Origin of the sequence: Bacillus sp. S2(2024) (assembly GCF_050474045.1) — a bacterium.
Classification (GTDB): Bacteria; Bacillota; Bacilli; order Bacillales; family Bacillaceae_G; genus Bacillus_A; species Bacillus_A yunxiaonensis.
Map to the genome: position 1 here is coordinate 4627342 of NZ_JBFLUS010000003.1, position 26510 is coordinate 4653851.

Sequence of the window (26510 nt, forward strand, 5' to 3'; positions counted from 1 at the left end):
CGTAAAGATGCTTTTAGAGGGAAGGAGGACCAAAAGTGAGAAAATTACCGATCCGTTGGAAAATTACGATTCTTTCTTATGCAGTAGTTATATTTTCGCTTATGATTAGCGGAGGAATTATAATCGCAAATATTCAACAAAAAGAAGAAAAAGAATTAAGAATTAGATCTATGAATACAGCGCGAACGGTAGCAGAAATGTCAGATGTAAAGAGGGCTCTTCAAGAAGCAAGTGGATGGATTACATTAAATGCTGTTATTGAAAAGATCAGGATAATTAATGAAACAGATTATATTGTAGTTATGAATATGGATCGAATTCGATATTCGCATCCGGTGAAAGAAATGATCGGGAAACCTTCAAAAGGAGCGGATGAAGAACCAGCATTTGCAGAGCATATTTATTTTTCAAAAGCAAAGGGAGATATAGATACTGTAATTCGTGCGTTTATGCCTATTAAAGATCAAAACTTAAACCAAATTGGTGTTGTTGTTGTGGGAAATAAAATACCAAGCTTTTGGGGGATTATGGTTGAATTACGAGGAGAAATTCTTTTTATAGTCATACTAACTTTAATATTTGGATTGATAGGTTCGTTAATGCTTGCCAACCATATAAAAAAGCAAATGTTTCAGTTAGAGCCATATGAAATTAAACGGATACTTGAAGAAAGGACAGCAACCTTTCATTCAATGAATGAGGGTGTGATTGCAATTGATAATCAAGAAATTATTACGGTTTTCAACGAGAAAGCAAAGCAGGTTTTTCATGTAGATGGAGATGTTGTAGGAAAGCCTATTCGTAAAGTATTACAGGATACAAGGCTTCCAGAAATCGTGGAGAAAAATCAGGCAGTGTACAATGAAGAGATAAAAGTCAGCGGACAGGTTATTTTAAGTAATCGTATCCCTATTAAGAAGGGTAATGAATTAATTGGAGCTGTAGCAATTTTCCAAGATCGTACTGAAGTAACAAAGCTAGCGGAGGAATTAACTGGTGTGAAGAACTTTGTAGAGGCATTGCGTGTGCAAAGCCATGAGCATATGAATAAACTTCATACAATAGCAGGGTTAATTCAGCTTGGTAAATCTGATAAGGCATTACAACTTGCATATAACACTTCAGAAGAACAGGAAAGTGTAACAAATTTTTTAAATGAGACAATTAAAAATGATGCCGTTGCAGGTCTTCTTTTAAGTAAAATTAGTAGAGGGAAAGAGCTCGGAATTCAGGTCCTTATTGATCAAAATAGTTATTTGGAAGCTTTTCCGTACCAATTAGATCAACACGATTTTGTTGTATTATTAGGTAATTTAATAGAAAATGCATTTGGATCATTTGAACAAATTGAGATTGAGAACAAAAGAATTGATATTAGTATTGAGCAGTCAGAGGACGTATGTGCAATATTAGTTGAAGATAATGGCTGCGGAATAAAAGAAGAGTATTTACCAAGAGTATATGAAAAAGGGTTTACGGTCAATAAGCGTAGCGGGACAGGTTATGGTCTTTTTCTAGTAAAACAAATTGTTGAAAAGGGAAGAGGAGAAATTAGGATTTCATCTTTTCAAGATGAAGGAACTTCTTTTATCATTACTTTTCCAATGGAGATGGAGGCGGAATTGTATGGCATGTAAAGAGGAATTTAAAGTAGTGTTGATAGAAGATGATCCAATGGTTCAGGAAGTGAATAAAGAGTTTATAAGAAGCGTAGAAGGGTTTCAAGTCATAGCTGTTGCAAACGATGGTGAGGAGGGGATTCGTTTTGTCAAAAAAATGAATCCAGATCTTGTTATTTTGGATATCTTTATGCCTAAAAAGGATGGTATTAAAGTACTGCAGGAATTTCGAAAGCAAGAATTAGAAACGGATGTAATTGTTGTGTCTGCTGCTAAAGATAGGGAAACAATTAAACTCATGCTTCAAAATGGCGCATTAGACTATATTATTAAGCCTTTTAAGTTGTATCGGATTCAGCAAGCGTTAGAGAAGTACCGTCAATATAGAACAAGTTTGAGAGATTCTGGAGCTATTTCGCAGGAGCAACTAGATTTATTACTATACTCTGGGCGTTCTGAGAAAACAGTGAGCAGTTTGCCAAAAGGTTTGAACGAATTTACATTAAATGAAATTGTAACGTATGTAAAAAAGCAAGAAGAACCTCGTTCTGCTGAAGAAGTGGCTCGTGCGATTGGTATAGCTAGAGTGACGGCTCGACGCTACTTAGATTACTTAGAAAAAAGGGGCGTAATTCATTTGGCAGTTCAATATGGTGGAGTTGGAAGACCAATTAACCGTTATGTGTTTCACGAAACGAAAAACTAAGACCAAAATGAACAAAATATTCGTTATGACCATAAGCTTCTCTCTTTGTCATGTAAACGCTATCATTATGTTAGAAACAAAGGGGTAGAAAAGTTTATAAAATTAGAGGAGGGGGAAGAAAGGTGAAACGACTCTTTAAAAATTTAACTTTTCAAGTATTAACGGCTATTGTGCTTGGTGTGTTAGTTGGATTACTTTGGCCGAGTGTCGGTAAACAAATGAAGCCATTAGGCGATACATTTATCAACGCTGTAAAAATGGTAATTGCACCGATTATTTTCTTAACAATTGTACTCGGTATCGCCAAAATGGGAGATATGAAAAAGGTTGGTAAGGTCGGTGGAAAAGCACTTATTTATTTTGAGGTTGTGACTACATTTGCACTTATTGTTGGTTTAATTGTTGTAAATATTATGAAGCCAGGGGAAGGCCTTAATTTCAATGAGCTTGCAAAAGGAGACGTATCAAAATATACACAAGGCGGGGGACATGGCATTAACTGGATTGATTTTGTAACCCATATCGTTCCTTCTAATATGGTTGATGCGTTTGCAAAAGGTGATATTTTACAAGTATTATTCTTTTCGATTTTATTTGGTATAGGGCTAGCGGCTCTTGGAGAAAAAGGAAACTCAGTGATTGATTTCTTAGACAAACTTTCACACGTATTCTTTAAAATTATTGGCTATGTAATGAAAGCTGCACCGATCGGAGCATTTGGTGCTATGGCATATACAATCGGTTACTTTGGACTTGCTTCGCTTATGCCACTTGGGAAACTAATGATGTCGGTATACATAACGATGTTCCTATTCGTTTTTGTTGTTTTAAATATTATTTGTAAGATATATGGGTTTAGTTTATGGAATTATTTAAAGTTTATTCGGGATGAAATATTAATCGTATTAGGAACAAGTTCTTCTGAATCTGTACTGCCAAGAATGATGAATAAGATGGAGCAATATGGATGTTCAAAATCTGTTGTTGGTCTTGTTATTCCAACAGGTTATTCTTTCAATCTTGATGGTACGTCTATTTATTTATCCATGGCAGTTGTCTTTTTAGCACAAGTATTTGGTGTCGATTTAACAATTGGACAGCAAGTTACAATTATTTTAGTGCTTATGTTAACGTCTAAAGGGGCTGCAGGTGTGACAGGAAGTGGATTTATTGTATTAGCATCTACGTTAGCAGCATTAAAGGTTATTCCTTTAGAAGGATTAGCATTACTTCTTGGAGTCGATCGCTTCATGAGTGAAGGAAGGGCCATTGTAAATTTAATTGGAAATGGGATTGCTACAATAATTGTCGCAAAGAGTGAAAACGAATTTGACGAAGCGAAATATGCAGAAGCAGTTTCTGGGATGAAAGTATTGAAAGAGACGAAGGAAATTAGTGCATAAGAGTTGGAGGCGTTTGGTTTAAAGGGAATGAAGCAAATGGTAACAAGTAAATAACCAAAGGCCATGAAGGAACTACCCACTATAATTGGTGGGTAGTTTTTTGTAAAGTTTCCCAAGCCTTCTCTCTAGAATTACATATACTGATTAATAAAATGAAAGGAGAAATGCAGATGGAAGAAAATACGACGAACAGTCCTTATATAAATACTGACGAAGGTGTATATACTTCTGCAAAATTACAACAAGCGATGGATCAAGCTTTTCGAATTCCTGTATTTTTAAGTACAGTAAATACTCTGAATCAATTGCAACAGCAATTTTTGGATCGGCTTATTTTAGAAATTGAACAAGCTCTTCTGTTTCCCCGTACAATCCCGCGAAGTGATCTATATCCTGAAACACCATTAACAAGTATACGAAGAATGGTGTTATCTAGTTATGGACTAGTAGCAGTTAATTTTCAAAGATTTTTTGTTCAAGGATTAAAAACAAATGTAGGAGCGTTTGAACCTCAAACACCATTTTGGGAAGGTACTCCCTTTTCACAAATTGAACCATCGATGGGTTATCAATATGGGTTACCATTATTATTAATTCGAGAAACAGGTACGGATACTCAAAGAGGGATTTGGCAGTTAGGAAATGCTCCATTTTTAATATTAGACTGGAATTCTGAAACACAATCTGTAGACGCATTTTTTAATAGTGTTTCATGGAGAGAATTCTTTGCTAACTGGGTAGGACATGTGAGAAATGGCTATTATCTGCAAACGGAGCCGCAATTTAAGTATTGACTTACAATAGCAGAGAGTAAAACTCCTTCATACTTCTGAAGGAGTTTTATACTGTTAGAAACAAATAAATCAGCTTTTAAAATTTATTTGGGAATTGTTTTGCTAATTTCATTCTTCAAAAAAAAGAATGTTTCAGCCTGTTATTTGGTAGTTGTCGTATAGGTTTTTAGTATAAGTAGCGTAGATAAAGTGACAATATTGTGAAATAGAAACTGTCATAGATACAAAAGATACTGGAAACATGTAATTTTTTACTTATTGTCATATAATATATAGAAGAAATACAGCGGATAAAAGGAGTAGTTTGAAATGAAACAAAAAGCTTGGGGTGCGATTCTGCTTAGTAGTGCATTACTATTAACAGGATGTACTAGTAATAAAGAAGCAAAAAAAGAAACAAAAGAAAAAGTAGAACAAATAGATCATAAAGAAGACAATCCGGAAGATGTGAAAGTGTATAATTCCGTACATAGTCAATATGAGAAAAAAATTAATGACGAAGTAAATCAGGCTATGGATATTTGGAAAGCAGCTAAAGAAGGATCTCAAGGGACATTAAAATCTCCGAAGTTTAAAGAAGACGTACAAAAGGTAACAGAAAATACCTTAGCAGATATTGAGAATGTGCGTAAAGAAATTCGAGTTCCAAAATCAAAAGAAAGAGAAAACGACGAGTATATGGGTTTTTTAAATGAAACAGAACAGGCAATGAAAAAATTAGCGCAATTAGCGAAAGAAGAAAATTCTGCGTTAATTCGTGATGTTGAAGTACATTTTTCTACAGCAGTTAATTATTATGATCGTTATAAAAAAGAAGAGCAGGGAGCGAAATAACTTTGTTTACAAGCCAAGTTATTTTACCTTGCATGTAACGGTAGTAAAACCCTTACCTTGAGATTTGAAGAAATCAAGGTAAGGGTTTTTGCGTTCTTTTGTAAAAAATTTGATATGGGATAATAGAATGTTTGACATTCTCTGTATATATTATTATCATTATTGATAATAATGATATTTTTTGAAGGAGTTGAACGAAATGATTGTTGTAACAACGGAAAGTGTGCCAGGTTATGAAGTAAAAAAGACGTTAGGAACTGTGTTTGGGTTAACAGTACGGGCAAGAGGTTTAGGAAAAGATATTATGGCTGCATTCAAAGGTTTATTTGGGGGAGAGATTTCACAGTATACAGAAATGCTTGAGGATGCAAGGAAATATGCGTTAGATCGTATGATTGAAAATGCTGCAGCAATGGGGGCAAATGCAATTATTATGGTTCGTTTTGATTCAGGCAGTCTTAGTCATAATATGAGTGAAATTGTAGCATATGGTACAGCTGTTATTGTAGAAATGGCTGAATAGTATGTGGAAAGGCATTTTCATATATTTTTCTGTACAGATAATTATTTTTTTAGTCATTTTAATGATTGCTAAAAGAAAAGATAAAAGATTACAAGATAATCATGGCACAGAAGTACCAAGTGGGTATTTGTTTACAGGTGAAATATATTTTGATCCAATTACGAGAGAGAAATATGAAGTATACTATAATGAAATGAATGGAAAAAGGTTTCATAAAAAATGTTAGTTTATTGTTATAAGAAATTAATAGAAATAACTGTGACTGCATAAAAACAGCTCTTTTAGACGAAACCTAAAAGAGCTGTTTTTGTTTACATATTTAATCCGGTTTTTAATGCCCAATATTTCTCTCCCGTCATTGTAAGAGAGAATTCAATCCATCCGTTTGGATCTTCACGATAAACAAATACAGGTGTGCCCGCTGCTAATGTACCTTGATAGTTTTCTGTCACAGGTTGACTTTTGATTACCCCATCAAATGGATATGGTACAACGTAATAGAAAGCAGGTAGTTTGGCAGTTGCTGTTGTTCCTTGTGGATATGTTTTGTATGGAATATCACTAGATAATGCGTCCACGTTTAAGGTACTTGGGTTCTTTGGTAATTTTTTTGCATATAAATAATCTTGCTTTTTGAAAGGTTTAATACGTTCCATAATTTTTGCGATTTTAGGAGACCATTCTGGGTCTGTTGCATACATTACATTCATACCTTGTAATGTTGGACCGTTGAAGTACGGTCCGCTTGCTTCTAAATATTTTTCTCTTACATAATTGGCATTATAAGAAATACTATCACCGAAAGTTGGTAAATATTTCGCATATTTAAATGGATCAGAATCGTAAGCTCGTAACCCAAATAGGTTATGCTTGCGATATGAAATTTCAGATTGACCATATCCTGACTCTAAGATAGCGTGTGCAGCTAAATAAAGAGCATTAACACCATGCTTAGTTTGAGCTGCAACAAAGTCATTTCCATGCCCAATTAATGGACTATCTGGATGATATTTTTTAATATCTGCATCAATTTCTGCTCCAGTAACATTTGAAGCGTATGTTAAATCAAGATTTATGTATGATGTAGCGGAAATGTCATTTTCAGGAATCCAAACACCGCTGTTGTCAAAGTAGTACGTTGTTCCGTTGATCGAAGCAAATCCAGTTTGCATCACACCATTTGACTGTAAATAGTACCATGTATTTCCTTCTTGTAGCCATCCTGTCTTCATTGCACCGTTGCTTTGCAGGTAATACCAGCTTCCATTTATGGATGACCATCCAGTTTGCAGCGCTCCACTAGAATTTAAATAATACCAAGCGCTACCATCTGAAAACCATCCAGTTTGCATAACACCGTCATTTTGTAAATAGTACCATGTATTTTCTATTTGCAGCCAACCAGTTTGCATTATTCCTTTAGAATTGAGGTAATACCAATTGTTATTATCAAGAAGCCAACCTGTTTTCATTACCCCGTCATTTTGGAAGTAATATCGGTTATTTCCTTGTTGTAACCAACCCGTTTTCATTACGCCGTTATTATCGAAATAATAAGTTTTTCCGTCCACTGTTACAAATCCAGTTTGAAGGACACCTGAATTGTCAAAATGATACCATTTATTATCTATTTGTAGCCAACCGTTCTTTAGAACACCGCTTTGGTCAAGATAATATTTCTTATCTCCGTCTAATAACCAACCCGTTTTCATTGTTCCATTTGAATTTAGATAGTACCAATTATTATTATCAAGAAGCCAACCTGTTTTCATTGCTCCATTAGAATTTAGAAAATACCAATTTTGCCCGTCGAGAAGCCAACCGGTTTGCATAGCACCATTGGAATTGAAAAAATACCAAGCGCTACCATCAAATGACCAGCCAGTTTGCATTACTCCGCTTGAATTGAAGTAATACCAGTTATTATTATTTTGTAACCAACCTTTTTTTACAGTGCCATCTGGATTGAAGTAATACCATTTTCCATCTTGTTGAACCCATCCAGTCTGTGTTTTAGAAGTCGCATTTTCATTTGTTGTAGTTGCTTTATTGTAAGTTGTTGCGGTTTCAGCTAAACCTGTTATAGGAATAGAAATTATACTAGATGCTAGAATAATTGCTGTAGCTTTTTTAAACATATTTTACTAATACTCCTTTTAGTAGTTTTTTAGTTTCATATTAACCTAACTACTATTGTAACAAGGAAGGAGGAAAAAACAAATGCAATATTGTAGATATTTAATAGAATAATATTAAAATAATTTTATATTATGATAATGTTGAAATAAATATCTAGGAAAATGTAGATATAAAAGTGAGGTAGTTAAGTGAGGAATATGAAAAATAAAAAGCTGACTTGGAACGTCAACTTTTTATCCCGTAAAAGCTTGATTGGTTCAACTAACCTTCTGGGAAAAAACGATCCCAGAAGGAAGTTTCACTTTATTTTGGCATTTTATATTCTTTTTTCGTTCCATCTGTAAAGACAACTTTTAAGTCGAATTTTTGATAATCTTTATCGAGTTGGAATACATCTACTATTTGATTAACGACATCTTGGTCTTTTGTGTCCTTATCAAATTTAAGCTGTTGTAAGAGCGGAGCCAATTTATTCATTGCTTCATCTCCAGCCAACCTTTCATTTGTTTTACTATCGTCTACTTTTGCTTCTGGTTTGTCAGTTGCTTTTTTCTGTTTAAAGTCTGCTTCGTAGTCTTTCTTTGTATCTTGATAATTTGCCTTTAAATCGAATTCATTAAAACTTAATTTTAAATCTTGATTTACTGCATCTTTTGTTCCTTCTGTCGTTTTCTTATTAGTAGTTGTATCCTGCTTTTTTGGTGTACATCCTGTCATTGCAGGTACTAGCATGAATGCTAAAAGAATTGAAAATAAGATTTTCATTTTGTATGCCTCCTTAGTAGTTTTCAATAAAAGGTTTTCCAATTTTTATCTTTTTATGTAAGAAAAAGTAATGATTTTTTACAATAAGGAAATGAAGCATAAAGAAAAAGTGGTTCTTACAAAAGGTTGGATAATTTTAAGTTTTTGGGAGAAACTATTTCTTTTTTATATACACCCTGTCATTACGGGCAATAGCATGAATGCTAAAAGGATTGAAAATATCGCAATTTAAATCAAAAAACAGATGGCATATTTATGTTAGATTGGGAATATAAGGGGAGATGATGAATGTGCAGAGGGTATGGTGAACTATTAAAGCGTGCAATTGATTATATGGAAAGACATATTGAGGAAGAATTGACTCTAGAAGAAGTGGCTTCTTATTGTGCTATGTCTATGTATCATTTTCATAGGATTTTTCAGGATAATATTGGAATGAGTGTCAACACATATATTCGGAAGAGACGATTAACATATGCGGCACAGGCATTAGTGATGACGGATCGATCTGTATTAGATATTGCCATGCAATATGGATTTTCTTCACAAGAAGCATTTACTAGGGCATTTAAAGGTATGTTCCATTTACCACCGAGAAGGTATCGTACATATTTTCAAGCTTTTTATATAGAAAGAGAGGGCGTTTCGATGCAAAAAGGATTACCAAAAGGGTGGGTATTAAGCGGGAGCCACCCTGCAGAATATGAGATGGGATTAGACTATGAAACTGTCCATCAAGGAAAAACATCGGCTTATATAAAAGCGAAAGAAGGTGTTACTCATGGTGGATTCACAACACTTATGCAAATGTTTAAAGCGGATACATATCGTGGAAAGCGGTTACGCCTAACAGCGTTTATTAAAAGTGAGGGAGTAAATGATTGGGCTGGTCTTTGGATGCGTGTGGACGGAAAAGATACAGAACCATTAGCGATGGATAATATGCAAAATCGTCCAATTAAAAATACGACAAACTGGGAGCTTTATTCAGTTGTGCTGGATATAAAAGAAGAAGCGCTCGGAATTGCATTTGGTATTTTATTATCAGGAGAAGGCTGTATATGGGCGGATAGTTTTCGATTGGATGAAGTTGATGAAAAGGTGCCGTCAACGGACTTAGCAGAAAATTTTTATGAGACTCTTTCTGAAGAACCTACGAATTTGCAGTTTGAAGACATAGAAGAATAAGTAAAGGTGAGAAAGAACATATGTGGAAAATGTTATTCTATTCAATATCGGAATTGTTGAAATTAGAAACGCCTTTTTATTTCCTTATATGGTTTTTTGTACTCTTTATAATTGGTGTGTTAAGTGAAATGATAGAAGCAATAGGGAAAAGAAAGCCACTTTTACCTTCCCTATTTAAGGCTATTATAGAATGTTTCCTTGCCTTAATTATTTGTATCGGTATTGGTATTCTATTATTTCGTAGCATTCATTTCATATTTCCGAGTCAAGTTGAAACCTATGATATTGCCTATGGAAGATGGCTAGCATTTATTGCATTAACTTTATTTTCAATTATCGGTTTTTTAGTGAAGATCACAAAACAAAAGACAAGGATATGGTTGAAACCGACGGGAGTCATTGCTCAATTTTTCTTTATTAGTATAAGCGTTTGGGGAGCAATTACTATTTTTCAGCCATCTTTACATATGAGTATATTAGTCATGCTTTTATTTAGTTTTATATTAACTGTATTTCAGTTTCTTGGTTGTTTATACGAGTATCGCTCTTAATTATTTACAAGAAATGGATTGACAGTAATTAGAAAAGTTATATAATCTAAATGTAAGTGATCACTTGCATGAGGAAGAGAGGATTGTATGGCACGCTCAAAGACAGCAGACAAAATTATTCAAGCAGCAATTGAGTTAGTGAAAGAAAGAGGATATAAAGCAGCAACAACGAAAGAAATCGCAATGCGTGCTGGCGTCAATGAAGTAACGATATTTCGTAATTTTAAAAATAAAAAGGGCATCATTGAAGCAGCCGTTTATGAATTTTCATATGTGCCGCATTTAAAACAGTTTCTACAAACAGAAATTGTGTGGGAATTAGAAACAGATTTGCAGAATTTAGCAAGGCACTATCATAAATTTTTGAATGAAGCGAAAGATATAATTTCTATTGGTATACGTGAAGCAGGGGAATTTCCTGAATTAGATGATGAAATTTCTAAGATACCAAAAGGATTAAAAGAAGAATTGATGATTTATTTTGAAAAGATGCAACAAGAAGGAAAGATTATTCATACAAATATTGAAGCACAAGTAATGAACTTTATATGGATTAATTTTGGTTATTTTCTATCCAAATTGCGTTTTGAAAATCGACTTATAGAGATCAATGATGAGAATTTTATTGAAAATAATATAACCTTATATGCTAGGGCATTAAGACCCTAGTATTTATTTAAAATTAAAAGCAAGTATGTACTTGCTTGCGAAAGGGTGGAAAGATGAATACATTGAAACAATTTTTAAAAATACCGGGTACATATATAGGGATTGTAGTGGCATTAGCATTCCAACTTATTTTCTTTTGCGTCTGGCTTACAGCGTACGATGGAGTAAATGAAAGAGCGGATCAAATGCACATTGCTATTGTGAATCAGGATACGAACATGGGAAGTAAAGTAGCAGAAGGTTTACAGAAGAACCTACCTTTGCAAGTAACCAAAGAAAAATCTATGGAAAAAGCAAAAGAAGAAATGAATGCACATGCATACGATATGATTATTGAAATTCCGACTTCTTTTTCAAAGGATGTAAGCGAAAAAGGGAAAACAGATTTAACCTTTCATATTAACCAAGCAAACGCTATGATGGCAAAGCAGATGATGGAAGGAGTCGCGAAACAAGTTCGTGACAATGTAAATAAGGAAGTATCAAATTATAAACAGCAAGCAGTTGCTGGGAAATTACAAGCCATGGGACCAGGAAGCATAGAAGCAATAAAAGGCTTAACCGAAGATTCAGTTGGATTTACGATTCATAAAGTCAATGATGCAAAAGGATTTTCCGTAAACATGGTACCGCTTATGATCGTGTTAGCTTCATTTGTAGGAGCGATGATTATGAGTATGGAATTATCTAAAGTGGCAAAACAGGTAGGAGGCAGCTGGGATAATTACTTATCGCGACAAGTAATTAACGGCACAGTATCGATCCTACTTGCATGCATTACAATTGGTTTAATGAAAGCATTTCAAATTGAAGTGCAAGAAACAGTATGGAATGTATGGATATTTCAAGCAATTGTCTTTTTTGCTTTCCTATCATTAACACAAATGTTTATTACCTTATTTGGAAATGCAGGCATGCTTTTTAATATTATTTCGCTTTCATTACAACTTGTAAGCTCTGGTGTTATGGTTCCACATGCAATGTTATCCAAAACATACCAAACAATTGGTGAATTATTACCCGCAACATACGCTGCGAATGGTTATTATACAATAATATTTGGCGGCGGAAGTTTAAAAGAAAATATTATTTCTCTATTATTTATAATTATCATTACACAAATTGTAGCGCTAGTTGCGACGGGGGTATCATTTGTATTAAAAGGGAAGAGACGTGTGATAAAAGAGGCATAAAGAAAAGGGTATCCGTTTTTGTTAAAGCACCATAGATACAATGAGTAAACAAGTAAGTTGTATTCAGTTTTTTAAAGAGAAGAAAGCCACTGTGCATATACAGTGGCTTTCTTTCTAAAAGTTAAAATTATCCGGATCCGGACCAACACGGTGATTTTCGTTTAGAGATTGAATTGCTTTCATATCTTCAGTAGTTAATTCAAAATCAAAGATGTCTGCATTTTCAATAATACGATTCTCTTTTACGGATTTTGGAATTGTTACAACTTCATTTTGCAGATCCCAGCGTAAAATGATTTGTGCAGTTGATTTGTTATACTTTGCCGCGATTTCCTGTAATGTTGGATGGTCAAGTAATTGGCCTTGCATTAATGGTGACCATGCTTCTAATTGAATATCATGTTCTTTACAAAACGTATGCAATTCTTCTTGTGTTAAGCGCGGGTGATATTCTACTTGATTAATCATTGGTTTAATTTCTGCATCTTCTAATATGTCTTGTAAATGATGAACTTGGAAGTTACTCACTCCAATAGCACGAACACGACCATCTTTATAAAGTTTTTCTAACGCTTTCCACGTTTCTTTATATTTACCTTTTACAGGCCAATGTACTAAGTATAAATCTAAGTACTCTAAGCCAAGCTTTTGTAGACTTGTTTCGAAAGCTTGTAGTGTAGATTCATAACCTTGATCACTATTCCATACTTTTGAAGTAATAAATAGTTCTTCGCGAGGTACGTTGCTTTCACGAATAGCTTGCCCGACACCTTCTTCATTTTTGTATACGGCAGCTGTATCGATGCTGCGGTAGCCATTTTTAATCGCTGCTTTTACAGAATGAATAACTTCTGATCCGTCTTCTACTTTAAAGACGCCTAAACCAAACCATGGCATTTTCACACCATTATGTAAAGTTGTGTAATCTTGTAAGCTCGTTAATTTCACTTTAATTCCCCCTAGCTTTTTTATTTGTTGCTTCAATTGCTTGGTGAATGATCTTTGAGAAATTATGCTCATATAAAACTTTTAAACCTTCTGCAGTTGAGCCACCTGGGGTTGTCACTTGTTCACGCAGCATAGCTGGATCTTGTTCTTGCTCGAGCATAGCAGCAGAACCTGCAATCATTTGAATGACAAGATGTTTTGCTGTTGCTTCATTAATTCCATAACTTTTTGTTGCTTCAATTAGACCTTCAGCAAAGTGGTAAAGGAAGGCTGGTGCACTGCCAGTAACCGCAGTTAGTTGATGAATTTCTTCTTCTGTGCAAAGTTGTGATGTACCAATGCCTTTTAAAAGCAGTTGCAGTGTTTCTTGCTGTTCTTCATTTACAGAATGTCCCATTGTATATAAGGAGATAGACTGTCCAATCGTCGCAGCTGTATTTGGCATAATCCAGGCAACTGGTGTACCTTGAGGAAGTTTTTCTTCTAAGTAAGATGGGCCAATTCCAGCAGCAACAGTCACTACAAACTGATGGGTTAGAAGAGGAGATAATTCCGCTAATAACTGTTCATGTGCAGCTGGTGGCATTGCTAAAACGATGGTATCCACAACCTGGATGTACTGTTTCCAATCATTTGTAGTTGATACGCCATATTGTTGCTCTAATTGCTTGAGTTTTTCTGTATCGCTTCGATTGGATACAATAATTTCTTCGATATATTCTTTACTCGTCTTAAGTAGACCAGTAAATATTGCTTCTGCCATACGGCCTGCACCAATAAATAAAATTCGTTGTTTCTTTTGCATATCCTTTAATCCTTCCTATAGGAAATGTAGTAACAAAACGATAACATTGATGAAAGATAATTGTAAAAAGAAAAGACTTACGCATAAAAAAATCCTAGTCTCAGAAAGTATCATTTCCGAAACTAGGATATATAATTAAGATTTTGTCATACCAAGAAGAACTGCACCGCCAATAATTAATGCACTACCAAGTGCGATAAATACCATTTGGCGTTTTGTTTTCTTTTCACCTAAGAAGAGGATTGCACCAAATGTTGAGATAATGATTCCAGTTTGGGATAACGAGAAACTTGTTGCAACACCAACTTTTGGTTGAGAAAGGAATAAGAATAAGTTACCTGTACCCCATAATAAACCAGATAAAATATTACGAACTGCATATTTGTTAAATGGTTTATGTTTAGCTGTTAGTATAACAGCTCCAACGAACATACCAACCGCTTGAGGTAAAATAGCAGACCAACCATCAACGTTGTACCAGCGAATAATGACTACATATACAAGGTAACCGAAAGTAGAAGTAATTAGAGTAACGATTCCTTTTTTTAGTTGTCCAGGTGGCTGTGCATTTTCTTTATCATCTAAAGAAGTAAAAACAACACCAATCACAATTAACAGGATTGCAATCGTTCCCAGAATGATTGTAGTAGTTGTTGTCCATTCATGAAATGCGATAACCCCAAAGATAGTAGTAGCTACAAGCTGCATACCTGTTGAAATTGTAACAGTCGTTGAAACGCCTATTGTTTGAACTGTTTTTAATTGATTGACTTGCCCCAAAGCCCAAAATAAACCTGAAATAAAGCCAACAATTAATATAGTTAAGGATAATGCAGGTGTTGTAAATGCATACATGATTGTTGCGAAGACTAGAGCGCCAATTGTCATACCTACTGTTTGGCTATATGCACCGCCGCCCATTTTTACACTTATTAATAAAATATTTCCCCATGCCAATGCAGGAAGAAGTGCTAATAAAATGTCCATTACAAGGCTCCCTTCTTGTTATATCAATAAAATGTATTCCGTTCTAACAATCGGTAATTTCCTACTTGAGAAGTAGAGGATTACCGATTGTTAAAACATGAATCCACATCTATGAAGTAGTGCTGTGAATAGAAAGAGCACCATCATTATATAAATGCGTTTTCATTTATTTCCTTTTTCGCACCCTCATATAATAACAGGAAAGTATCTCGTTTAGAAAGTAAATTCAAATAGAATGTATATTTCTATGAATGTGAAAAATTTTAATATTTTATAAAGGTATGAAAAGGTAGATAGGTTCAAAGGGGGCTAGAGTTTTAAAAATTGATGGAATATTCTGTATAATTAATTTAGAGATTTAATTTAAAAGGGGTGGAAGATTTGGAATTTCATGCAATGCAAGAGAAGGAAACAAGTAAAATTCAAGTTGTAAGAGCAAATGAAAGTCATGTAGAAGGGATTGCGAAGGTTTGTACAGATGGATGGTTAGCGACATATGATGGTTTACATAGTCAAGAATATATCGATCGTGTAATTGAAGAGTACTATAATCATGAGTGTATTCATAAGGAAGTGCTGACAGATAATGAAAATTGGTATGGATGGTTCGTCGCATTGGAGAACGAACAAGTTGTTGGAGCGATTGGTGGAGGAACGACAGGTGAAAAGCGAGGAGAAATTTTTGTATTATATTTAGATCCGAACCGAAGAAGAGAAGGTATTGGAACATTGTTAGTAAATTACTTCACAGAAACTCAAAAAGAAAAAGGAATTTTAGAGCAGTAGGTATCAGTTGCAAAGGGAAATGAAAAAGGAATTCCCTTTTATGAAGCGAAAGGGTTTGTAAAACAATTTGAGCGTCCGAGTCAAGGAAGTACAGAAGAAGAAACGGTTGTATCTTACCGATACTGTCGAAACATTTAGTAAAATAGCCTCCGCTAAAGAGGCTACTTTATATTTACAGACGCCTTTCGTTCGTAGTGCACAAGCTGATTATTGTGGAAGATAGAAGTATGCTCATATATATCTTCTTGTAAAACCGCGGGTAAAAATTTCTTCGTTAAAGAATTTACTCCTTGATTTTGTTCAGATAAAATCCAAGAAATATGTTTCCAGTCTAAAATACCTTCAGCTACTTTTTTTGGAGTGTGGTAAAGAAAATGGGTTGGGAGGTTTGCGGTAAACAGGTATAATCCCCTGAAGTGTGTATTGTCAATTGTCCATGATAACGTTCCTTTATATGTAACTTCTTTCCCTGTTAAGGATAGACCTGTTTCTTCCTCGATCTCGCGTAGAATGCATGCGGTTGGTGTTTTGGTTTCTGTCATCTTACCGCCAACGCCATTCCAAAGGCCTTGCAGCGGTGCTTTCTGTCGATTGAGCATTAATATTTCATCATCTTTTCTTATAAAGCAAAGTGTTTGATTAAACATGAAATCTCTCCTTTTCTTCTATAATTCTACAAGGAAATCGTCTTTTCATCTCATTTCGCGGGAAATAATCAAAAAAGAGCAGCTTTGTCGAAAGCTGCTGTTAGGAAGATGCTATTCTTTTGTTTATAAGCTGAATGAGCAACAAAAAGATAAGTGACATACCGACAGTTGTGAGAACAAGTGCCCACGCAAGTGACATGTTACTCGAATCAATTGCCATGTAGATTGCAGTTGGAATTGTTTGTGTTTTACCGGGAATGTTTCCGGCGAACATAAGCGTTGCACCAAATTCTCCTAGGGCACGTACGAAACTTAAAATCATTCCGCCAAGTAGAGAAGGGAAAGCAAGTGGTAATGTTACATATAAGAACACTTGTATTTCAGTTGCTCCGAGGTCCCTAGCACCATCTTCAATTTGTTCATTAGCTATGATAAACCCTGTTTTTGCTGATTGGTACATAAGTGGAAATGCAACCACAGTTGAAGCAATAACAGCGGCCCAAGATGTGAACATAATAGATTGTTGAAACAAAGTTTCTATCCACTGGCCAATGGGACTGTTTTTTCCAAAGATAATAATAAGAAAAAATCCAATTACAGTAGGCGGGAGTACCATTGGCAATAAGAAAAATGTTTCTAATAAAACTTTATAGCGTTTTGACGAACGAGCTAGAACACGTCCAATAATTGTTCCACACACCATCACGATTATAGTAGCAAGTGCAGCAATTTTTAGTGAAAGAATGATAGGCGACCAAAATGCATCAAATATCATAATGATTACTACAGCACTGTAAAACCATATTTTTTAAAGATAGCTATAGCGTCTTTAGACTGTAAATATTCGTAAAAAGCGGTTGCCTCTTTTTTATGTTTCGTTGCTTTTATAATACCTAGTGGATAGTGGATTGGTTCGTGCGAATTTGTTGGTGCTGTGTTAGCCATTTTTACTTTCTTAGAAATAAGTGCATCTGTTTTATAAACAATCCCTGCATTAACGCTTCCTGTTTCCACATACGTTAATACTTGGCGTACGTCTTTTGTGTATACCATTTTATTTTGGAGATCGTTCCAAAGGTTTAGATGAGTAAGAGCCTCTTTTGCGTATTTACCTGCCGGAACAGATTCAGGTGTACCTAATGCAATTTTTGTCACTTGATCTTCTTTTAATGTTTGAAAATCTTTTATGTTACTATCTTTTGGAATAATTAATACTAACTCATTGCCGAGCAGATTTTTTCCTTCTTTTTGATCAATGATACCTTTATTTACAAGCGTTTCGAATTTGTCCTCTGCGGCCGAGAAAAATAGATCGACAGGAGCTCCTTGTTCAATTTGTTGCTGAAGAGCGCCAGAACTTCCAAAGTTAAATAACAGCTTTACATTTGGTTCTTTCTTTTCATATTGTGTTTGAATGTCTTTTAGAGCGTCTTGTAAACTAGCTGCAGCAGAAATGGTGAGTTCAATGTTTTCTTTTTTAGCAGTTGTTTTTTCTTGTTTACTTGTGTTTGTACATCCTGTACTTATTACGAGAAATAGCGCGAATAAAATACTGTAAATAAAACGAAATATGTACTTGTTCATCTTCATTTCTCCTTTCTTTCATCCCTTTTTAATTATAACTAATTATATCTAATTATAAATAGTTATAATTAGATATGTTGTGATTTTTCTCACGATAGTAAAAATAAATAGAAGAAAAACTATTGTTTTTGTTACAATGAAGGCAGAAAGCGAGGAATCGGCTTATGGATCATCATTCCTACACAACAGAAGAAGTAGCGAAACGATTAAAAGTATCGAAATTAACAGTGTATGATTTGATTAAAAAAGGTGATTTGCCCTCTTATCGAGTTGGTAGGCAAATGCGTATTGATGCAAGTGATTTAGAGCGATATATTACAAAGATGAAAACAGGGAAGATACAAGCTGATTCATCATCTATACAGGTAATAAATCAAACAAATAAATCCCATTCTTGTATTATTAGCGGACAAGATTTGTCTCTAGATATGTTAACCAAACATTTAGAAAATCATTTGAAAGCTCCTAATATACTAAGGGCATATCAAGGGAGCTTAGCAAGTTTGATTCAAATGTATCAAGGAAAAGGAGATATTGTTAGTCTCCATTTGTTCGATGGAGATACAGGAGAATACAACATTCCGTATGTGAAACGAATTTTAGTTGGACAACCTTGTATTGTTATTAACTTATTATCAAGAACATCCGGTTTTTATGTGCAAAAAGGAAATCCGAAACGCATAAAGACATTACATGATTTATGTGATGCATCCATTCAATTTGTAAATAGGGAAAGAGGATCTGGTATTCGTGTCCTTGTTGATGAACAATTGCGCATAAATGGAATATCTAAAAAGAGTATTGTCGGGTATGACTGGGAAGAGTCAAACCATATTGGCGTTGCTTCTCAAGTAGCGAATGGAAAAGCGGATGTAGGGATAGGGACAGAAAAGGTAGCGCAAATTGTAAATATAGATTTTGTTCCAGTTATAAAAGAACGTTATGATTTAGTGATTTTAAAAACAGAAGAAAATACTGCGTTGATTGAGACAGTAAAAGAAGTATTACAGTCTTCTGAATTTCAAAATGAACTGCGTGCTATCGGTGGTTATGATATAAGTAAAACAGGTGAAATTATGTATGAAACAAATTAAAAAGAGCTGCTTGTATGATGACAAGCAGCCCTTTTCATTTATCCCGCCATTCGCTGGCAATAAGACCCCCACCTCAAGGTTGAGAGAGAAGCGTTTTTCAGCTCTAGCGGCTAGAATCTCCGGTCGTTTCGCCCCCTCGGACGAGGCGAAAAGCGCCTCTCTGCCTTGGGCGCGGGCGTCCTGCGATTCTGGGCGGGGCGCTTCCGCTTTTCTACAGAATATAGGCGGGAGCTTTCCATCGGTGGGGAATGAAAAGACCATTGATGGAAGTTTTACCTTATAGAAAGGAGAACAGGGAACCTAAAGAGCGGGTACAAGTACATACGATTATTGAAAGAAGAGCTGCACTGCAATGTAATATGAGGAGAAGTTACTGCTGAATTAGCTTCAGGTAGGACTATATTTTTTGTAAGAACAATATTTTGAAATTTGTCACTTATTTTTAATACTAACTATTAATACTTAGTGTTATAATTAAAGGTAAATACAGTTATAAAAAATTGAATTGTAGAAAGGAACAGATCGAATGTATACATTCATTACAAGGTCGTTGAAATATATATTTAAAACTTTCGGAAAAGTAGAAGTGTATGGAAAAGAAAAATTACCGCAAGACGGAGCGTATGTTGTAGCTTGTACGCATACAAGCTGGATGGATGTTGTAATGTTAGCAACGGGAATATTACCAACGAAAATTCATTACATGGCGAAAAAAGAATTGTTTCAAAGTAAATTTGGGAATTGGTTTTTTAAGAATGTAAATGCCTTCCCGGTTGATCGTGAAAATCCAGGACCAAGTACACTGAAAATTCCATCTAGATTATTAAAAGAAGGAAAAGTTGTTGGGATTTTTCCGAGCGGAACGAGATCTGCAGAAGCAACTTCACTGAAAGCTGGCGCTGTTACGATTGCCCTTCGCTCTAATGTTCCGTTAGTTCCAGCTGCATACATTGGGCCTAATAATTTAAAAGACTTGTTTCGTGGAAAAAGGGCGCAGTTAATTTTTGGTGATCCGATTAAAGTGGAGCAAGCAGCGCAGATGGATCGTAAAGAAGTGATGCAACTAATGACAGAAAAATTAAATGAGACGTTTACACAGTTAAAAGAAGCGTTGCAAGAGGGTAAAATAGCATAAGGGAAATGGGAAAAGACGACCTGGCATAGAAGGTCGTCTTTTCGGTTTTATCTATATAAGGGGAAAGGGGAACACAAAATTATATAAGACTCATTGCGGTAGTATAAATTCATGCTGTAAGAAGAGCCGCACTGTTAGCGAGTCCATTAGAATCTCTCCTTACTTGTTTAATATAGTAAAAACAGTTTTTTAGATGCCCTGTTTCTGACTTAATTGTACGAAATAGGAGGGGTTATAACTATCGAATTAGCTTACAGTAGCATTACATTTTTGTAAGGTACGTGTAATGTAATTCGATGGTTGTACTTGGTAGTATTACTTACAATAAAGGTAGAAAGAATGAAATATGTCTTTCTGTCTGAAGCAATGATGTGATGAAAAGGATTAACAACCAACTAACTGTAAGCCTCATCTCAAGAGAGATGAGGCTATTTTTTTAAAACCTTACAAAAGTGTAAGGTTAACGTAAGTAAATTCGATGGCTCTTTTGTCATATTTCGCTCATAATGAAAACAAATATAGAAGTTAGGGAGATTATAGAAGGGAGACGAGAGGGATGCAAAAAGAAGAAGTAGTTAAGTTTTCATTTGTAGAGTGTTTTAGCTACTTTGGCGTTGCGATTGCATGTATTGGGATTTTTGATGTGATTACCAATTTCATTGTTTAATAGATAGATGAACAAGAAGGATGGCCTTCTTGTTTTTTTATTATACATACCTTTTAGAACTATAGAAAATTATATTAAAATAAAAGAAAGAGGTGATGGAAATGAGATGGATTGATAGCCATATACACTTGGATCAATATAAAAAAGAAGAGCAATTACAGTTAATTAAAGATATACAAAAGGCGAAGGAAATCACAGGAATGATTGCTGTTTCCATGAATTATCATTCTTGTCAACAAACGTTGGAGTTAGCAAGGAACTATTCGTTTATATATCCAGCTCTTGGATATCATCCCGAGCAAGACATTGATTTCAAACAATGTGAAAAGATTTATCAACTGATTGAAAAGGAAGCGCATAACATTGTAGCGATTGGAGAAGTTGGTTTACCCTACTATTTACGACAAGAAAATCCAAATTTGTTATTGAAACCATATATTGAAATACTAGAAAGGTTCATATACTTGGCTCAAAAATATGATTTGCCAATTGTATTACACGCTGTGTATTCCGACGCAGAGGTTGTTTGTGATTTACTTGAATCTTATCAAATACGCCGAGCTCACTTTCATTGGTTTAAGGGGAGTCAACAAACGATGGAGAGAATGATAGAGAATGGATATTATATCTCTATTACACCTGACATTGTATATAAAGAAAAAATTAAGGATATTGTTGCTTTTTATCCATTATCGCATCTTATGGTAGAAACGGATGGGCCGTGGAAATTTAATGATGAAATGACGCATCCGCGTATAATTTTACAAGTGTTAAAGAGTGTGAGTGAAGTAAAAGGATTAGCACTTGAAGATGCAGCGGAAACTATTTATAAAAATACAGTTCAATTTTATAAGATATAATAGGAATATTACCTTTTCATGTATGTTTCGTATCTTCTGCATCACAAAATCAGACCTCAGAAGGATGTCGGTATTGAATATTATTGGTATGATAGATAATGAAGCAATTGTATATATGTAAGGCTGAAAGGGGACAAATTTCAGCGAAAGAAGAGGTAAGATAAGTGAAGAAGTTCTTTATAGGGTTCTTAGCAGTTGTGGGAATATATATGTTTTTTCGGGGCGAATCAAAAGGAATAGAAAGAGCTATAAATCAACCAAGCTATGTTGATTCAGAAGAAGCAAAACAGATGAAACAAATTATTAGCGAAGAGGCTAAGAAATATAATCTCCCAGAATGGATACCCCTTACAATTGCCGAGCATGAGAGCCGTCTAAATCCAAGAGCCGTTGGCGATCATGGAACATCATTTGGGCTATTTCAATTGCATCGTGGTGGTGGAATTGCTCCTGAAAATGTAACGGATGAGCAATTAAAAGATCCGCGAACAAATGCTCAAATTGCCATGCCCCATTTGGCAAAGGGCTATAAAAGAGGTGTACAGAAGGGTTTAACAGAATTTGAGTTACTAAAATATACAGCGAACACATCCGGCTGGCCTGGTAATCTTGGAACGGAGTGGACGGATAAAAATATGAATTACAACATCGGGTTAGAGGATGTGTATTATAAAAATAAAGGTGTTATGAAAGAGTAGGTTGTATGATGACCTACTCTATTTTTCTATAAAATATGTCCTTAACTGTTCTTTTACTCCCTGTAATTGTGTAGAAACTTGAGGAATGTTGTAGCCAACGTATAACGGCGAAACAACGAAACGAGGAACAACTTTGCATATAATTTGTCTATCTAGTTTGTAAAAGAACATGTTATAGCTATTACACCTCTTATGAAAATCGTGTAATACGTAGCGTACAGTTTTTTGAATATAGTCGGCCATCAGATCAATTTGATTCATATTTTCTATTATAATGTTAAACTCTGTAAAACCGATAATTGGATGAGTGGAAATATTCAACTCGATTCCGTGTTCCTTGTTTACAATGATTCCTTTGAAATGTTCGGTTCTTACATTTTGTCGATAGTCGACATGTTCCATACCGATAATTTGCATATGTGCATGGTGAATTGTTCCCCCTGATAGAGGTCCATGGTTTTTATATAAAATGACGGATTGGAATTTTCCGCTTTCTTCTAATGATAACCAGTGTTTAACTGAAAATCGGATAAGCTTTCGCATATGCTTTTGTGTATAGGTTGCAATATGATCGTGACAATTATTAGTTTCGATAATGACTGTTTGTAATGTATTTTGTAATGTCGGATATTTATTTTTTAGCCAAATAATTGTTTCATCCGTTTCTAAAATATTGCTTAGTTGTGTTTGATCGCAAAATGGGCAAGCTGTTTCTTTATTTTGCATGCTGTTTGGCTTTTGTTGTCCAATCTGATTTAAAAAGAATAGCTGTTGTTGTGTCTCCATTATTCTCCCCCTGTAACCGTATGTATATGAATTATCCTATATTTGGCGTATCATTAATGAATATTCGAAAAGGGTCTGCGTATTTTGTTGGTGTAAATTCAATAATTTCATAACGAGCAATGTTATGAATATAAAAAGGATCTTCCGTAATAATTGTTTCTACCTCTTGTTCAGATGCAGCATTCATTAAAATGATTCCACCAACGCGAGGGTTACGGCGCCCTGAAAATATAAACTTGTTTAGATCATAGTATTTATCTAAAAATTGAATATGCTCCTCCAGATAATGCTCCACAACCTCAAGTGGTTGGATATAATTTACCATTGTTAAAAACATATTTCTCCCCCTATTTGCCATATTCCAACTAGTACATATTCGTGAAAAGTCATTTTAAATCCTTTATAGTGGGATTAGGGAAAAAATGGAAAACGGGATTATCATATGAAAGAAGAAAGAAATGTGTCGTTTCCAATAAAGTGATGTTTGTCATCGCATATCGCTTATCGACAATACTACAAGCGGATCAAATTCTTGTAGTAGAGGATGGGCATATTACAGGTGAAGGTACGTATGAGGAACTGATGGAGAAGCACGCATATTATAAAAAAATTGTATAACAGCAATTTGTGGTAGAGAAAAACAAAGACGAGATACCCTGCCTAATTTAGGATATCTCGTCTTTACTTTTTTCGTCGTCTTTTCATGAATTGTTAATTTCATCAACAATTGGTTTTGCATCAACTAAAATTTGAATAACAGTTTTTACAATATCTATCATGTGCTATGCCTCCTTTTATTTTTGAACCACAGCTGTCTTTTATGTATGAATGTGTCTATTTACATTATTTTCAGAAAAATGACTATCCAAACGTATTTTAGGAGAGTATAATAAAATGGTAAGTATAAAATTCCGTACGAAAGAGGTGAAAGAGATGAATCGTTCTATAGTTGTACGCACGCAATTTTTAGATTTTATCTACATTTGTCGTGCAATTTTTCATCGTGTAGTTGCTAACGGGATACGTATGCCCTTTTTTAGCAATTTCATAACAACTATTGAACGATAGAGGTCTCTTCACCCATTTTATAGAAACGTGTGAAAAGGGAACGATGGTGGTTCCCTTTTCTATTTTGAAATAAAAGCCGTGGGTAAGGTTCTTTACTCATGGCTTTTTTACGTTGAAAGGAGTACGGAAAAGATGATGATTTGTAGTGTAAATAATATAGCGAAGACATTTGGTGGAAATGTCATATTTGAAAATATATCGTTTGAGATAAAGGAAGGCGACCGCATTGGTTTAGTTGGTCGTAACGGTAGTGGTAAAACAACAATTTTTCAACTGTTAACTGGAATAGAACATGTGGATGGCGGTGCTATTTATATGAAGAAGGGTACGCGTATTGGTCATGTTGCCCAAATTCCAAAGTTTACTGAAGGGATGACTGTATATGATGTATTACGTTCTGCATTTGCGAAAGAGCAAGCATTAGAAAGGAAGATGCGTGAACTTGAACAGAAGATGGCAGAAGAGCATGAGGCGAGCGTTACGGAAAAAATGATGACGGAGTACGGAGAAATACAGGAGCAGTTTTCCTTTTTAGGTGGTTATGAAGTCGAAGCGAATATCATGAAAGTCGCTAATGGACTGCAAATAACAGAATTATTTCCGCGAAGTTTTATAGAGCTAAGCGGTGGTGAACAGACGAAAGTAAGCCTAGCTTATATGCTCCTTAAGAAGCCAGACTTATTATTTCTCGATGAGCCGACAAATCATTTAGATTTATTCGCGGTGGAATGGCTTGAGCAATTTTTAAAGGAATACGGTGGGACAGTTGTTGTGATTTCACATGACCGTTATTTTTTGGATGAAGTCGTAACGAAGATTTTTGATTTAGAAGATGGGGAATTGCATGTATATCATACGAACTATTCACAGTTTGTAAAGGAGAAAGAAGAAAGATTACTGCGAGAGTTCCAAGCGTATCAAGAGCAGCAAAAGAAAATAAAGAAAATGAAAGAGGCAATCAAAAGACTTAGGGAGTGGGCTAACCAGGCGAATCCGCCTAATGAAGGATTGCATAAACGCGCCCGCAATATGGAACGTGCTTTAGAGCGTATGGAAAAATTGAAGAAGCCTGTCTTAGAGCATAAGCAAATGGGGCTTCAGTTTGAAGGGCAAGAACGCAGCGGGAAAGATGTTGTTATCATGAAAGAAGTCGGAAAGAATTTTGGTGAACGTGTTTTATTTCAAAATGTAGAATTACATGTTCGTTTTCAAGAGCGCGTTGCGATTGTTGGACGTAATGGTACAGGAAAGACAACATTATTGAATTTATTACTACAAGAAATGAATCCAGATGTGGGTGAAATTCGTATTGGGAGTGGAGTAAAGCTTGGCTATTTGTCTCAACATATGATCGTTAACGGTAAACAAACGGTGTTAGAAATGTTCCGAGAACAGGTAGCAGTAACAGAAGGAGAAGCCCGTCATATACTTGCTCGTTTTTTATTCTACGGACCAGATGTATTTAAAAAGGTGAATCAATTAAGCGGGGGCGAGCGAATGCGTTTGCGGTTAGCACAGCTCATGCATCAAGATATTAATTTTCTTGTACTCGATGAACCGACAAACCACCTTGATATTGAATCGAGAGAAGTATTAGAAGAAGCGCTTGAACAGTATAATGGAACTATTCTGGCTGTATCCCATGACCGTTATTTCTTAAATAAATTGTTTGCGAAAACGTATTGGATTGATAATCAAACAGTGTATGGATTTGCTGGGAATTATGCTTGGGCACGCGAGAAGTGGCGAGAGAGCAGAGAAAAAGAACAACAAACTGTTACTGTTGTACAAAAGGAAAAAATAGTAGCTGTGTCAAAACAAATACCTATAGATAAAGGTATTATAAATTTGGAAGAGCAGCTTATAAGTGTGGAGCAAAGTATATACGAGTTAGAATGCAAAATGTCTGAAACGACAAATGTTGTAGAGCTGGAGAGCCTATATAATGAAAAAGAGCAAAAAGAATTATTAAGAACAAAATTATATGAGGATTTAGAGAATAGTATGGATATGAAGAATTAAAAAGCTGGTGTATGCCAGCTTTTTTAGCTCGTGTGTATT

General features: G+C 35.0%; 29 protein-coding genes and 1 pseudogene. 20 read left to right on the forward strand and 10 right to left on the reverse strand.

Going from position 1 to position 26510, the window contains the following annotated elements:
• Positions 1–35 precede the first annotated feature (35 nt).
• The 7 genes from AB1284_RS23600 (at position 36) to AB1284_RS23630 (ending at position 6105) form a co-directional block, all read left to right on the forward strand.
• Entirely contained in the window at positions 36–1637 is a 1602-nt protein-coding gene (locus tag AB1284_RS23600) for an ATP-binding protein (RefSeq protein WP_429752794.1), read from the forward strand.
• A complete protein-coding gene (locus AB1284_RS23605; RefSeq protein ID WP_429752793.1) occupies positions 1627–2325 on the forward strand; it encodes a response regulator in 699 nt (232 codons plus the stop codon). The genes AB1284_RS23600 and AB1284_RS23605 overlap by 11 nt, the downstream gene beginning before the upstream one ends.
• Positions 2326–2447: 122 nt before the next feature.
• The gene (gene dctP, locus AB1284_RS23610; protein ID WP_429752792.1) at positions 2448–3728 is read left to right on the forward strand and encodes a C4-dicarboxylate transporter DctP; all 1281 of its coding nucleotides are present in this window, start codon (positions 2448–2450) and stop codon (positions 3726–3728) included.
• A gap of 170 nt (positions 3729–3898) precedes the next feature.
• Positions 3899–4522: a hypothetical protein gene (locus AB1284_RS23615; protein WP_429752791.1), complete on the forward strand. Its 624-nt coding sequence runs from the start codon at positions 3899–3901 to the stop codon at positions 4520–4522.
• A 309-nt stretch (positions 4523–4831) separates the two neighbouring features.
• The gene (locus AB1284_RS23620) at positions 4832–5356 is read left to right on the forward strand and encodes a hypothetical protein (protein ID WP_429752790.1); all 525 of its coding nucleotides are present in this window, start codon (positions 4832–4834) and stop codon (positions 5354–5356) included.
• 199 nt (positions 5357–5555) lie between these two features.
• Complete coding sequence (locus tag AB1284_RS23625) at positions 5556–5879, forward strand: YbjQ family protein (protein WP_429752789.1); 324 nt, start codon at positions 5556–5558, stop codon at positions 5877–5879.
• 1 nt (position 5880) lies between these two features.
• A complete protein-coding gene (locus AB1284_RS23630; RefSeq protein ID WP_429752788.1) occupies positions 5881–6105 on the forward strand; it encodes a hypothetical protein in 225 nt (74 codons plus the stop codon).
• A gap of 85 nt (positions 6106–6190) precedes the next feature.
• On the opposite strand, the gene AB1284_RS23635 is transcribed toward AB1284_RS23630, so the two are convergent.
• Both AB1284_RS23635 and AB1284_RS23640 read right to left on the reverse strand, forming a co-directional pair.
• Positions 6191–8017: a glucosaminidase domain-containing protein gene (locus tag AB1284_RS23635; RefSeq protein WP_429752787.1), complete on the reverse strand. Its 1827-nt coding sequence runs from the start codon at positions 8015–8017 to the stop codon at positions 6191–6193.
• Between the two features lie 304 nt (positions 8018–8321).
• Positions 8322–8783: a YusW family protein gene (locus tag AB1284_RS23640; protein ID WP_429752786.1), complete on the reverse strand. Its 462-nt coding sequence runs from the start codon at positions 8781–8783 to the stop codon at positions 8322–8324.
• A gap of 288 nt (positions 8784–9071) precedes the next feature.
• On the opposite strand from AB1284_RS23640, the gene AB1284_RS23645 reads away from it, so the two are divergent.
• The 4 genes from AB1284_RS23645 (at position 9072) to AB1284_RS23660 (ending at position 12384) form a co-directional block, all read left to right on the forward strand.
• The gene (locus tag AB1284_RS23645; protein WP_429752785.1) at positions 9072–9971 is read left to right on the forward strand and encodes a helix-turn-helix transcriptional regulator; all 900 of its coding nucleotides are present in this window, start codon (positions 9072–9074) and stop codon (positions 9969–9971) included.
• A 20-nt stretch (positions 9972–9991) separates the two neighbouring features.
• Positions 9992–10522, forward strand: a complete 531-nt coding sequence (locus AB1284_RS23650) for a hypothetical protein (RefSeq protein ID WP_429752784.1) — start codon at positions 9992–9994, stop codon at positions 10520–10522.
• Between the two features lie 87 nt (positions 10523–10609).
• A complete protein-coding gene (locus AB1284_RS23655; protein WP_429752783.1) occupies positions 10610–11191 on the forward strand; it encodes a TetR/AcrR family transcriptional regulator in 582 nt (193 codons plus the stop codon).
• Between the two features lie 53 nt (positions 11192–11244).
• Positions 11245–12384, forward strand: a complete 1140-nt coding sequence (locus AB1284_RS23660) for a YhgE/Pip domain-containing protein (RefSeq protein WP_429752782.1) — start codon at positions 11245–11247, stop codon at positions 12382–12384.
• Positions 12385–12498: 114 nt separating this feature from the next.
• Here the strand turns inward: AB1284_RS23660 and AB1284_RS23665 are convergent, their stop codons facing one another.
• The 3 genes from AB1284_RS23665 to AB1284_RS23675 all read right to left on the reverse strand — a co-directional run bounded on the left by AB1284_RS23665 (position 12499) and on the right by AB1284_RS23675 (position 15124).
• A complete protein-coding gene (locus AB1284_RS23665) occupies positions 12499–13332 on the reverse strand; it encodes an aldo/keto reductase (RefSeq protein ID WP_429752781.1) in 834 nt (277 codons plus the stop codon).
• Position 13333: 1 nt separating this feature from the next.
• On the reverse strand, positions 13334–14137 hold the full coding sequence (gene proC, locus AB1284_RS23670) for a pyrroline-5-carboxylate reductase (RefSeq protein WP_429752780.1): 804 nt from the start codon (positions 14135–14137) through the stop codon (positions 13334–13336).
• Between the two features lie 135 nt (positions 14138–14272).
• A complete protein-coding gene (locus AB1284_RS23675) occupies positions 14273–15124 on the reverse strand; it encodes a GRP family sugar transporter (RefSeq protein WP_429752779.1) in 852 nt (283 codons plus the stop codon).
• Between the two features lie 381 nt (positions 15125–15505).
• Here AB1284_RS23675 and AB1284_RS23680 point away from each other — a divergent pair, with 381 nt between their 5' ends.
• Positions 15506–15910 (forward strand): GNAT family N-acetyltransferase, encoded by a 405-nt coding sequence (locus tag AB1284_RS23680; protein WP_429752778.1) that lies wholly within the window; start codon positions 15506–15508, stop codon positions 15908–15910.
• A gap of 161 nt (positions 15911–16071) precedes the next feature.
• Here AB1284_RS23680 and AB1284_RS23685 read toward each other — a convergent pair whose 3' ends face one another.
• From AB1284_RS23685 to modA, 3 genes are all read right to left on the reverse strand, one after another.
• Entirely contained in the window at positions 16072–16557 is a 486-nt protein-coding gene (locus AB1284_RS23685) for an NUDIX hydrolase (protein WP_429752777.1), read from the reverse strand.
• 100 nt (positions 16558–16657) lie between these two features.
• Complete coding sequence (modB, locus tag AB1284_RS23690; RefSeq protein WP_429752776.1) at positions 16658–17332, reverse strand: molybdate ABC transporter permease subunit; 675 nt, start codon at positions 17330–17332, stop codon at positions 16658–16660.
• 8 nt (positions 17333–17340) lie between these two features.
• On the reverse strand, positions 17341–18141 hold the full coding sequence (gene modA, locus AB1284_RS23695; RefSeq protein WP_429752775.1) for a molybdate ABC transporter substrate-binding protein: 801 nt from the start codon (positions 18139–18141) through the stop codon (positions 17341–17343).
• A 136-nt stretch (positions 18142–18277) separates the two neighbouring features.
• Between modA and AB1284_RS23700 the strand changes: the two are divergent.
• From AB1284_RS23700 to AB1284_RS23720, 5 genes and pseudogenes are all read left to right on the forward strand, one after another.
• Positions 18278–19235, forward strand: a pseudogene (locus AB1284_RS23700) (substrate-binding domain-containing protein).
• Positions 19222–19518 carry a hypothetical protein gene (locus tag AB1284_RS23705; protein WP_429752774.1) on the forward strand — a complete coding sequence of 99 codons (297 nt, stop codon included), beginning with the start codon at positions 19222–19224 and terminating at the stop codon, positions 19516–19518. The pseudogene AB1284_RS23700 and the gene AB1284_RS23705 overlap by 14 nt, the downstream one beginning before the upstream one ends.
• Positions 19519–19761: 243 nt before the next feature.
• On the forward strand, positions 19762–20370 hold the full coding sequence (locus tag AB1284_RS23710) for a lysophospholipid acyltransferase family protein (protein ID WP_429752773.1): 609 nt from the start codon (positions 19762–19764) through the stop codon (positions 20368–20370).
• A gap of 768 nt (positions 20371–21138) precedes the next feature.
• Entirely contained in the window at positions 21139–21897 is a 759-nt protein-coding gene (locus tag AB1284_RS23715) for a TatD family hydrolase (protein ID WP_429752772.1), read from the forward strand.
• Positions 21898–22061: 164 nt separating this feature from the next.
• Positions 22062–22595: a transglycosylase SLT domain-containing protein gene (locus AB1284_RS23720; protein ID WP_429752771.1), complete on the forward strand. Its 534-nt coding sequence runs from the start codon at positions 22062–22064 to the stop codon at positions 22593–22595.
• 18 nt (positions 22596–22613) lie between these two features.
• Here AB1284_RS23720 and AB1284_RS23725 read toward each other — a convergent pair whose 3' ends face one another.
• Together AB1284_RS23725 and AB1284_RS23730 are read right to left on the reverse strand one after the other, a co-directional pair.
• The gene (locus tag AB1284_RS23725; protein WP_429752770.1) at positions 22614–23381 is read right to left on the reverse strand and encodes a DUF4931 domain-containing protein; all 768 of its coding nucleotides are present in this window, start codon (positions 23379–23381) and stop codon (positions 22614–22616) included.
• Positions 23382–23412: 31 nt separating this feature from the next.
• Positions 23413–23718, reverse strand: a complete 306-nt coding sequence (locus AB1284_RS23730; RefSeq protein ID WP_429752769.1) for a YciI family protein — start codon at positions 23716–23718, stop codon at positions 23413–23415.
• 41 nt (positions 23719–23759) lie between these two features.
• Between AB1284_RS23730 and AB1284_RS23735 the strand changes: the two genes are divergently transcribed.
• The 3 genes from AB1284_RS23735 to abc-f all read left to right on the forward strand — a co-directional run bounded on the left by AB1284_RS23735 (position 23760) and on the right by abc-f (position 26471).
• Positions 23760–23999, forward strand: coding sequence for a hypothetical protein (locus tag AB1284_RS23735; protein WP_429752768.1), 240 nt, complete (start codon positions 23760–23762; stop codon positions 23997–23999).
• Between the two features lie 315 nt (positions 24000–24314).
• A complete protein-coding gene (locus AB1284_RS23740; RefSeq protein WP_098309333.1) occupies positions 24315–24449 on the forward strand; it encodes an RAxF-45 family protein in 135 nt (44 codons plus the stop codon).
• A gap of 132 nt (positions 24450–24581) precedes the next feature.
• The gene (gene abc-f / locus AB1284_RS23745) at positions 24582–26471 is read left to right on the forward strand and encodes a ribosomal protection-like ABC-F family protein (protein ID WP_429752767.1); all 1890 of its coding nucleotides are present in this window, start codon (positions 24582–24584) and stop codon (positions 26469–26471) included.
• The last annotated feature ends 39 nt before the right edge of the window (positions 26472–26510 follow it).

Bases quoted from the DNA above. Each gene is read 5' to 3' on its own strand.
- AB1284_RS23605 (WP_429752793.1), top strand. From the start codon at position 1,627: ATGGCATGTAAAGAGGAATTTAAAGTAGTGTTGATAGAAGATGATCCA.
- AB1284_RS23615 (WP_429752791.1), top strand. From the start codon at position 3,899: ATGGAAGAAAATACGACGAACAGTCCTTATATAAATACTGACGAAGGT.
- AB1284_RS23620 (WP_429752790.1), top strand. From the start codon at position 4,832: ATGAAACAAAAAGCTTGGGGTGCGATTCTGCTTAGTAGTGCATTACTA.
- AB1284_RS23625 (WP_429752789.1), top strand. From the start codon at position 5,556: ATGATTGTTGTAACAACGGAAAGTGTGCCAGGTTATGAAGTAAAAAAG.
- AB1284_RS23630 (WP_429752788.1), top strand. From the start codon at position 5,881: ATGTGGAAAGGCATTTTCATATATTTTTCTGTACAGATAATTATTTTT.
- AB1284_RS23635 (WP_429752787.1), bottom strand. From the start codon at position 8,017: ATGTTTAAAAAAGCTACAGCAATTATTCTAGCATCTAGTATAATTTCT.
- AB1284_RS23640 (WP_429752786.1), bottom strand. From the start codon at position 8,783: ATGAAAATCTTATTTTCAATTCTTTTAGCATTCATGCTAGTACCTGCA.
- AB1284_RS23645 (WP_429752785.1), top strand. From the start codon at position 9,072: ATGTGCAGAGGGTATGGTGAACTATTAAAGCGTGCAATTGATTATATG.
- AB1284_RS23650 (WP_429752784.1), top strand. From the start codon at position 9,992: ATGTGGAAAATGTTATTCTATTCAATATCGGAATTGTTGAAATTAGAA.
- AB1284_RS23655 (WP_429752783.1), top strand. From the start codon at position 10,610: ATGGCACGCTCAAAGACAGCAGACAAAATTATTCAAGCAGCAATTGAG.
- AB1284_RS23660 (WP_429752782.1), top strand. From the start codon at position 11,245: ATGAATACATTGAAACAATTTTTAAAAATACCGGGTACATATATAGGG.
- proC (WP_429752780.1), bottom strand. From the start codon at position 14,137: ATGCAAAAGAAACAACGAATTTTATTTATTGGTGCAGGCCGTATGGCA.
- AB1284_RS23675 (WP_429752779.1), bottom strand. From the start codon at position 15,124: ATGGACATTTTATTAGCACTTCTTCCTGCATTGGCATGGGGAAATATT.
- AB1284_RS23685 (WP_429752777.1), bottom strand. From the start codon at position 16,557: ATGTTTAATCAAACACTTTGCTTTATAAGAAAAGATGATGAAATATTA.
- modB (WP_429752776.1), bottom strand. From the start codon at position 17,332: ATGATATTTGATGCATTTTGGTCGCCTATCATTCTTTCACTAAAAATT.
- modA (WP_429752775.1), bottom strand. From the start codon at position 18,141: ATGAACAAGTACATATTTCGTTTTATTTACAGTATTTTATTCGCGCTA.
- AB1284_RS23705 (WP_429752774.1), top strand. From the start codon at position 19,222: ATGAAACAAATTAAAAAGAGCTGCTTGTATGATGACAAGCAGCCCTTT.
- AB1284_RS23710 (WP_429752773.1), top strand. From the start codon at position 19,762: ATGTATACATTCATTACAAGGTCGTTGAAATATATATTTAAAACTTTC.
- AB1284_RS23715 (WP_429752772.1), top strand. From the start codon at position 21,139: ATGAGATGGATTGATAGCCATATACACTTGGATCAATATAAAAAAGAA.
- AB1284_RS23725 (WP_429752770.1), bottom strand. From the start codon at position 23,381: ATGGAGACACAACAACAGCTATTCTTTTTAAATCAGATTGGACAACAA.
- AB1284_RS23730 (WP_429752769.1), bottom strand. From the start codon at position 23,718: ATGTTTTTAACAATGGTAAATTATATCCAACCACTTGAGGTTGTGGAG.
- AB1284_RS23740 (WP_098309333.1), top strand. From the start codon at position 24,315: ATGAATCGTTCTATAGTTGTACGCACGCAATTTTTAGATTTTATCTAC.
- abc-f (WP_429752767.1), top strand. From the start codon at position 24,582: ATGATGATTTGTAGTGTAAATAATATAGCGAAGACATTTGGTGGAAAT.